Below are 9,016 nucleotides of genomic sequence, written 5' to 3' on the forward strand. Positions count from 1 at the left end.
ATTAAAACCCATTAAGATAACGCTTAAATAACGACTTCTAATAACTCTCCTTTCTAATAGCTCCCCTGCATCTCTAACCTATCATCATACTGCTTAAACTTCTGCTCTTTTTCATAAGCGGTCTCCATTTCCGGCTGGGACATTGTTTCTAGTGCTTCTTTTTCTGCCAATTCGTCAGCTTCTTGATCAGCAACAGTGCTTAAATAAGCATTTTTTTCTTGCGACAACCGTTTCTGCTCTTTCTTCCGAAGTTCATTTTCTCTTTGGCTTTGTTTTTCTTGCAAGGTATCTTGCTTGTTATCCAGTGCCATTAATTTTTGCTGCTGAGAATGATAGGATTTTTCTTGTTGATGTATTTTTTCTTGTATTTGCTCACCTTGAGATACGCTTTGAGCAACAACAAAGTGGCTGGCACTCAGGCTAACAAACAAGCTGTATGAGAGATATTTTATGGCGTTCAGTGCTGATGGTTTCATAGCATGTCCTCTTTTCAGAGCAGAATAAAATCTATTCTGGAGTGGTTAAAATACCATTCTAACCAACATACCAAGAAAATAATGTGATATACCTATAATCCTAGAATAATCCTTGAAAATACCCCAAGGGTAATTTTTTCAAGGCTCAGTGAGGCATTTAGCTATATTGAAATGACTTATACTTCTTCGTAAACCTCTTCTTCCTGCTCACCTTCTTTTTTCACTGGTGCAAGATCTTCTTTACTGACATTCATTGCCACTAATACGGTACTGGCAACATAAACCGATGAGTAGGTTCCAATTAAAACACCGGCAAGTAATGCCGTTGCAAAACCATGAATTAATTCCCCACCGAAAACAAACAAAGCAAACAATACTAAGAGGGTCGTTAAGGAAGTAATTAATGTCCGAGACAAGGTCTGATTTAATGAGGCATCAATCACATCAATCGCATCACCCTTGCGAATTTTACGAAAGTTTTCACGGATACGGTCAAAGACCACAATGGTATCATTCAAGGAATAACCAATCACCGCCAACACAGCAGCCAAAACCGTTAAATCAAATTCAATACCAAAGACAGAAAACAAACCGAGCACAATGATAACATCGTGTGCCAAAGCAGCCACCGAGCCCAAAGCAAAACGGTATTCAAAACGCAGGGCAACATAAATTAAGATACACACTAAAGCCGCCAGCATCGCAATGCCACCTGTTTCAGTCAGTTCTTCACCCACTTGAGGTCCGACAAATTCTACCCGACGATTTTCTACCGCTGAATTTTGCTCTCGAAGCAGCTCAAACAAATGCGTTGAAATATCAGCATTGGATAGGCCTTCTCTGGGTGCAACTCGTACCAGCACTTCATGTTCAGTACCAAAATGCTGCACAATAGCATCTTTAAAATCGTTGCTGTGCAGAGCATCTCGAATGGGCGCAAGTTTCACATCAGCAGGATAAGCAACTTCTAGTAAAGTGCCCCCTGTAAAGTCCAAGCCAAACTGCAGGCCGCGAGTGGCTAATGATACCAATGAAATCACGATTAAAACAGCAGAAATAAGCATGGCGACTTTACGCTGTGCCATGAAATTAATATGTGTATCTGTCAATATTTGCATAGTTTTATATTTTTACGTTTATGTTTTATGTAAGATTCGAATAGCAAAGGTATTAATTAGAAAGATATTAAATAGAAATATCTTTAATACGCTTGCCACCATAGGATAAATTAACCACTGCGCGCGTCACCATAATAGCGGTAAACATAGAGGTCATAATACCGATGGATAAAGTGACAGCGAAGCCTTTGATGGGGCCTGTGCCGACAACAAAAAGGACAAAGGCCGCGATCAATGTCGTAATATTAGCATCAGCAATTGTCATCAGAGCTTTTTCATAGCCTGAATGAATACTGTTCTGAGGTGAATTACCATTACGCAATTCTTCTCGAATACGCTCAAAAATTAAGACATTGGCATCAACCGCCATACCGACTGTTAGTACGATACCGGCAATACCCGGCAAGGTCAGAGTGGCTTGTAATAAAGATAATACTGCAACGATAATAATTAGATTCAAGCCCAGCGCCAGATTAGCAATCATGCCAAATTTGCGATACCAAAATGCCATAAAGAATAAGACCGCTATAAAACCAATAATGACCGAGCTAAAACCTTTATCAATATTGTCCTGTCCCAAACTTGGACCAATCGTACGTTCTTCAATGATATAAACCGGCGCGGCCAATGCGCCCGCTCTGAGTAAGAGTGAAAGGTCATTCGCTTCCTGGACACTATCAAGTCCAGTGGTTTCAAAGCGATTAGAGAAGTGTCCACGAATAACCGCATTACTGATCACTTCCTCAGTGGTATGGCGCTTAACTTTCGCCTTACCATTTTCATCTCTAACAATATTGCCCTGCTTATCCAACATGGTTTCTTGTTTTGTTTCCAGATAAACGACCGCCATACGCTTGCCAACGCTTTCCTTGGTGAAAGCACCCATACGCTTACCACCATAGCCATCCAAAGAAACATTTACTTTCGCACCACCCGAATCCGGATCGATACCAGCTTGCGCATTGGTAACATGTTCACCCGTAACAATGACACGTTTTTTCAGTAATACCGGCACAGAAGGAATCACCCGACTGCCTTCATGACGTTCACGGGTATAGTAGATTTTTGAGCCCGCAGGCACACGACCATTTAAAGCTTGTTCTACCGTATGCTCTTCATCAACGGCACGGTATTCTAAGGTCGCAGTTGCGCCCAGAATATCCTTAGCACCCGCAGTATCCTGAATGCCCGGCAATTGAATGACAATACGATCATCACCCTGTTGTTGAATAATTGGCTCGACTAGGCCATGAAATTTTTCATCAATACGTTTTCTTAGCGTGGTGATATTTTGTTTCAGGGCAAACAGTTTTAATTCTTTCAGCTTCGCTTCGCTCAGACGACCTTGCAACATAAATGTGCTGCCACTTTCTTTTTCAGTGAAACTCAGGTCACGCATATCACGGCGCAGAATTTCATAGCCTTTTTCACGTAAGTCAGCGGATTTAAAACGAATGACAATATCATTCGCCACTCGCTTGCTACCTAAATAACGTACCTTAGCCTTACGCAAAATCGAGCGCGAGTCGCTCACATAAGTATTGACTGATTTGATGACGGCAGCTTCCATATCTACCTGCATCAGGAAGTAAACACCACCACGTAAATCCAATCCTAGATACATGGGTTCAGCGTTCATATCCAACAACCACTGGGGTGTGGCTGTCGCTAAATTGAGTGCTACTGCGTAATCATCACCCAGCTCTTTTTCTGCCACCTTTTTTGCTTTCTCCTGTTCGGCCTTATTGGCAAAACGGAATAACAAGCCGGTACTTAATAGCTTGGCATTGCGATATTGTATGCCCTCGCTTTCAAATTTCTTTGCCACACGGCTCAGGGTTTGACCATCAACTTCAACGCCTCGGGCTGAAGCAGCCACTTGTAAGGCAGGATCTTCACCATAAAGATTCGGTAAAGCGTAAAAAGCACTGGCCACAATCACCAGAAGGATTAACAGGTATTTCCAAATAGGGTAATGATTTAGCATATTGTTTTCTTTATTTGATCGATAATAATGTGCAACAAATCATTTGCTGCACATTTTGCAAAGCAGATTAATTAGTCTTTAATGCTCTTAATAGTGCCTTTAGGCTGAATAGCGCCTACAGCTGAACGTTGTACATTCACCATCACATCACGAGAAACTTCTAAAGTCACAAAACTATCATGCAGGGCAACAACTTTACCCAAGATACCACCATTGGTCACAACTTCATCACCCTTGACCAGCGCTTCTACCATTTGCTTGTGTTCTTTCATTTTCTTGTTTTGAGGACGAATGAACAGCAAATAGAAAATTAGAAAAATTCCGCCAAAAACCATTAGTTGTGAAATTAAATCAGGCGCACCTGAGGCGGCCGCGCCACCTTCTGCTATGGCATCTTCGATAAAAAAACTCATTGTATATCCTCAATTTACTTAATTATTACTAAATTTTTGCTTAATTTTATTTTGTTATACAGCTTTACAGCCTATAAAGTGGCGCTATTATGTCACAAATTCAAGGGACTTTCCCTAACTTAGGGAAAGCACCTAGCACATTTTACACATTCTATTTAGCTCGCCGGTTCTCGCTTAGCATAAAATTCATCAACAAAGTCATCAAAACGATGTGCCGCTATCGCATCTCTCATACCTTGCATCAGCTCCTGATAATAAAAAAGATTATGCAGGGTATTCAAATGCGAGCCGAGCATTTCATTGGTTTTATCCAAGTGACGCAGATAGGAACGCGAGTAGTTTTGACAGGTATAACACTGACAAGTTTCATCCAGAGGGCGCGTATCGAACTGATGCTTTTGATTACGAATTTTAACCACGCCCTGATGGGTAAATAAATGGCCATTACGGGCATTACGTGTCGGCATAACACAATCAAACATATCAATGCCCCGACGTACTCCTTCAACGAGATCTTCCGGGCGGCCAACCCCCATCAGATAACGCGGCTTATCCTGTGGCATCTGTGGCGTCGTATGTTCTAAAATTTTAATCATCTCTTCTTTTGGCTCGCCGACTGATAAACCGCCAATCGCAAAACCATCAAAATCAATATCCGTCAATGCCTTCAGGGAAACATCACGTAGCTCTGGATACATGCCCCCCTGAATAATACCAAACAAGGCAGCACTATCATCCCCTTTAGGGGCTAATGAGGCCGAGAAAAACTCATCTTTAGAACGCTGTGCCCAAAGCAGGGAAAGCTCCATCGAAACTTTTGCTTCTTCATGAGTCGCCGGATATGGCGTACATTCATCAAAAATCATCGCAATATCAGAGCCCAGAATTCGTTGCACCTGCATAGATTCTTCTGGTCCCATAAAAACTTTTCGTCCATCAATGGGCGAGGCGAATGTCACCCCTTTTTCGCTGATTTTACGTAATTTACCCAAGCTAAACACTTGAAAACCACCCGAATCAGTTAAAATAGGTTTATGCCAGTGCATAAAATTATGCAGGCCATCATGTGCCTTAATAACCTCCATACCCGGTCTGAGAAAGAGGTGAAAGGTATTACCCAAAATAATCTCTGCACCAATGCTTTGCACATCTTCTGGCGTCATGGACTTTACTGTGGCAACAGTGCCGACTGGCATAAAAGCAGGCGTTTGAATCGTGCCGCGAGGAAACGTCATCGCGCCTCTTCGTGCCGTGCCATCGGTGGTGAACAAATCAAATTTCATAATACAGATACAACCTTTCTTTAACGTATAATAATTAAGCTTATTACGTGTCTAAACCTTATGCTTATCCAATCGAGCACTCTTTGGAGTAATAAACATGGCATCACCGTAACTGAAAAAACGATATTTTTCGGCAATAGCATGCTGGTAAGCCTTTTTAACATTCTCCAGCCCAGCGAAAGCACTGATCAACATAATCAAAGTGCTTTGCGGCAAATGAAAATTGGTCACCATGGCATCCACCGTTTTGAATTCATAGCCCGGATAGATAAAAATATCAGTATCACTATGAAATTCAGCAATACTGCCATTCATTGAGGCACTTTCAAGACTTCTCATTGCGGTTGTCCCTACGGCAATGACTCGCCCACCATTGGCATGGGTTTGTGTTATTTTAGCAACTGTTTCAGCAGGTACATCAACATATTCAGAGTGCATTTTATGATCCAGAATATTGTCTACTCTAACCGGCTGAAATGTACCTGCCCCGACATGTAAGGTTACCCAGGCAGATTCTATGCCCTGTTCAGCAAGTAATGCCAATAAGGCTTCGTCAAAATGCAAACCTGCTGTCGGTGCTGCCACAGCCCCCTTTTCTTTCGCATAAACCGTTTGGTAACGCTGCAAGTCATTTTTATCATCATCCCTCTCCACATAAGGTGGTAGAGGCATGTGACCGAATTGATCCAGCACAGAAAATACCGTTTGTTCTTTTGCATCCAGCAATTGCAGATGAAATAAGTCCCCTTCACGGGCAAGCATCGTCACCTGAAAGCTATCCCCATTTTCAGCATCAATGCCTAGTTCCAGCACAGCACCTACTTTCGGTGACTTACTGGCGCGTATTTGTGCTAAAAAGGATTGCTCATCCAATACTCGCTCAACCAACACTTCTAATTTACCACCTGTGCTTTTACGGCCAAACAAGCGCGCCGGAATAACCTCGGTATTATTAAAAACTAACAAGTCACCGGCGTGTAATAATTCCGGCAATGATTTAAAGATACGATCCGTCAAATGCCCCATATCACCCTCCAAACAGAGCAAACGGCTATCCGTCCTCTCAGCCAAGGGATATTGGGCAATTAACTCTTCAGGTAGGTCAAAATTAAATTCAGATAAATTCATAGGACGGCATTTTAACAAATATAAACGCGAAGAGCATTCATAACGGCCTAATAACCACCATCTAAACGAGATATTCTACTAAAAACCAGAGATAAAACTTGTCAGATAAATATAATTCCCTATAATAGTGCTTCCAATTAAATGCCGATGTGATGGAATTGGTAGACATAGGGGATTCAAAATCCCCCGCTAGCAATAGCGTGGCGGTTCGAGTCCGCCCATCGGTACCATTTATTTTTCAACCAGCTACAATCAATCCAAACGCAATCAATAAAGTAGTTCAAAAGTAAGTCTTAGCGAAGAAACCTGAGTCGAAGCCAAATCACTATAAAACAATTTTATTTTTTACTGTCACTGACAATTTCCTATCTTTTGAGGCGTTACTTCTAGTATTGTTCAGGTATGAAGTCCAAAAATTGTAATTCGATAACAAAAGTTAATTTTTCTCATCTATCGAAGCGCCCCGCTCCTCTTACAGTTAATTATCTTGTTCGAGGCATATTATTTGTCTGTTGCGCAATATGGAATAAAGTAAAAGATAGGATAAGATAAAAAATAACGGGGTTAATTTTTTCTATGGCAGGTCAACTTTTCTATTTAGCTATAATCATCATTGTATTCATTTTTCTTGGTATTAAGCTCTACAAAAAACGTCAGTTGGAACGAAAAACTTATGAAGAGCGTGAAGACAATGTATTTTATGATAACGTCAAAAATATTCGCAGAGATTAGACTGCTCTAAATGTGAGCTAATGTGAGCTGGCAAATAGAAAGGGGGCGACCACAATACCCTTGGCGGTTTTAATATAAACATCTGCACGCCATTCCATGTGGTTTCGGACACAAACCGGTAAAATGCCTGTACCAGAAAACTCACCCGGCGTTAATTGCTCAAGAGTAATATTATTCGGCCCCATATCCATGCCAATACCCTTAAAATCAACAGCAACTTCCTGCACATCCATATTACTCACTTGCACCTTAATCTGAAAAGGTTTGACCATGGGAATTGGACGATTGGCAATAAGCAAGCTGATCTGAGCACCATCTGGCGTCAGTAAACTACAGTTTTTTTGTTGTAAATCACAGGATGGATCGGAGCCCAGCCAAGTAATCAGGGTATCCGTCGTTGGCTTGCCGACATTGGCATAACCAGCAAAAAGCAAAGTCAGTATTAATGCGCCTGAGAGCAGGAACATAAGCAATGTTTGTTTCTTCATGACTTAATTTTAGTCTATTTAAGCAAAAGATAAACTAGCTCTGAATAGATGTGTGAAATGACACAGCGATTAACTTACGCCCCCTGATTAGACGATAATTAATTTGTCCGTTGAATACCCCCTCAATCCATTTTTTTAATACGAATCTTTCTGCCCTTCTTTTTACCACGATTAGCCTCTATTTTTGCTTCATCAATGGCTGCAACAATTTGGTCAATAACTAATTGTGTCAAAGCATGGGGAAGCAACCAGCCCCAGTTCCCCATCGCCTTTTTTTCAGCCATTGCTTCATTCAGTTTTGGGTTTTGCTTACTGATTTGCTCAATTAGCTTCGCGGTAATGCGTTTATCCAGTCCCTTGCCATAGAGTTCTTTTTCAATATAGTGATACAATTCCTCTTCCAGCTTCACCAATTCTTTTTTGGTAAATTCATCTGGCAACATTTTAAAAATCAATGCCGACACATAGGCCTCATAATCGACACTCATTTTTACGATACGAATTGCAATTATCTCTAGAGTATAATCCGAGGCCTGTGGCGACTTTAGAAAAGACTCAACAAGCTCATATAAATTTTCAGCCTGTTCAGTATTGAGTTGCCCCTTTATTTGATAGGCAATCAGTTTATCTAGAAACTGATGTTGTTTCGTTAAGTTCCCCATTTATTCCCTATTTTTAAATGCTAATATTTACTGGATAAAGTTGTTTTCTTATTTCTGAACGCTATTTTACAATTTATAGTATAAAAAGCGCATTTTTTCTTGAATAAGCTTTGAATATTTTAAAACTTGAGTTAAATTACAGGAATAAATAATAAACACGGTAAGTTAGAAAACCACTCTATAAGCATATACTTATCTATTATTTACATAACAAATGGAAGTCAGTACAAAAAGAATCAATCATGGAAGGTAATGAGCAATTCTATCCATTTTAAAATAATAATAATACTTAAATAGGCCTGGAGTTCATTTATGTTGTTTTTGCGAAATATTCACCATTCTGTAATAACACTGCTTTTCCTCTTTTTATGTTCTCTTAGCGTTTCTTCGCAAGCCGCTAATAAAGAAACATTCAAACCTTTTGTGCTTGCCGAACAAACCAATATATCAATGGCTGATGCACAGGAAAAAGTTGCCCAACAAATTCAACAATCTCCCTTCACTTTAGTTGCTGAATATTCACCCTATGACGATGCTCATATCTACGTTATTACCAGTGATGAGCTAAAATCTCTCGCCTCGGAAGCGCAGTATGGTGGTTTTGCAGCGCCACAACGTATCAGTATTACTCTGGTTAATAACCAAATACAAATCGCCTATACTAATCCGGTATATATGCAGCACATAGGCTGGATCTTTAAAGCTATTGATTTATAAGCTATTATTTTA

At 40.5% G+C, this 9,016-nt stretch carries 9 protein-coding genes and 1 tRNA gene; 2 read left to right on the forward strand and 8 right to left on the reverse strand.

Annotation, left to right across the window (positions count from 1 at the left end):
* Nucleotides 1-53 precede the first annotated feature (53 nt).
* The 6 genes from JEU79_RS25580 to queA form a co-directional block, all read right to left on the reverse strand.
* Complete coding sequence (locus tag JEU79_RS25580; RefSeq protein WP_198264257.1) at nt 54-476, reverse strand: hypothetical protein; 423 nt, start codon at nt 474-476, stop codon at nt 54-56.
* Nucleotides 477-652: 176 nt separating this feature from the next.
* The gene (gene secF, locus JEU79_RS25585; protein WP_198264256.1) at nt 653-1,594 is read right to left on the reverse strand and encodes a protein translocase subunit SecF; all 942 of its coding nucleotides are present in this window, start codon (nt 1,592-1,594) and stop codon (nt 653-655) included.
* 67 nt (nt 1,595-1,661) lie between these two features.
* Entirely contained in the window at nt 1,662-3,581 is a 1,920-nt protein-coding gene (gene secD / locus JEU79_RS25590; protein WP_198264255.1) for a protein translocase subunit SecD, read from the reverse strand.
* A 71-nt stretch (nt 3,582-3,652) separates the two neighbouring features.
* Nucleotides 3,653-3,994 carry a preprotein translocase subunit YajC gene (gene yajC / locus JEU79_RS25595; RefSeq protein ID WP_198264254.1) on the reverse strand — a complete coding sequence of 114 codons (342 nt, stop codon included), beginning with the start codon at nt 3,992-3,994 and terminating at the stop codon, nt 3,653-3,655.
* 155 nt (nt 3,995-4,149) lie between these two features.
* Nucleotides 4,150-5,277, reverse strand: coding sequence for a tRNA guanosine(34) transglycosylase Tgt (tgt, locus tag JEU79_RS25600; protein ID WP_198264253.1), 1,128 nt, complete (start codon nt 5,275-5,277; stop codon nt 4,150-4,152).
* Between the two features lie 51 nt (nt 5,278-5,328).
* Complete coding sequence (gene queA / locus JEU79_RS25605; protein ID WP_198264252.1) at nt 5,329-6,405, reverse strand: tRNA preQ1(34) S-adenosylmethionine ribosyltransferase-isomerase QueA; 1,077 nt, start codon at nt 6,403-6,405, stop codon at nt 5,329-5,331.
* A gap of 143 nt (nt 6,406-6,548) precedes the next feature.
* On the opposite strand from queA, the gene JEU79_RS25610 reads away from it, so the two are divergent.
* Nucleotides 6,549-6,635: transfer RNA gene (locus JEU79_RS25610), tRNA-Leu, on the forward strand.
* 519 nt (nt 6,636-7,154) lie between these two features.
* Here the strand turns inward: JEU79_RS25610 and JEU79_RS25615 are convergent.
* Both JEU79_RS25615 and JEU79_RS25620 read right to left on the reverse strand, forming a co-directional pair.
* Complete coding sequence (locus tag JEU79_RS25615) at nt 7,155-7,625, reverse strand: hypothetical protein (protein WP_198264251.1); 471 nt, start codon at nt 7,623-7,625, stop codon at nt 7,155-7,157.
* Nucleotides 7,626-7,747: 122 nt separating this feature from the next.
* The gene (locus JEU79_RS25620) at nt 7,748-8,287 is read right to left on the reverse strand and encodes a hypothetical protein (RefSeq protein ID WP_198264250.1); all 540 of its coding nucleotides are present in this window, start codon (nt 8,285-8,287) and stop codon (nt 7,748-7,750) included.
* Nucleotides 8,288-8,599: 312 nt separating this feature from the next.
* Between JEU79_RS25620 and JEU79_RS25625 the strand changes: the two genes are divergently transcribed.
* Complete coding sequence (locus JEU79_RS25625) at nt 8,600-9,004, forward strand: hypothetical protein (RefSeq protein ID WP_198264249.1); 405 nt, start codon at nt 8,600-8,602, stop codon at nt 9,002-9,004.
* Nucleotides 9,005-9,016 lie beyond the last annotated feature (12 nt).

Origin of the sequence: sulfur-oxidizing endosymbiont of Gigantopelta aegis (assembly GCF_016097415.1) — a bacterium.
Classification (GTDB): domain Bacteria; phylum Pseudomonadota; class Gammaproteobacteria; order GRL18; family GRL18; genus GRL18.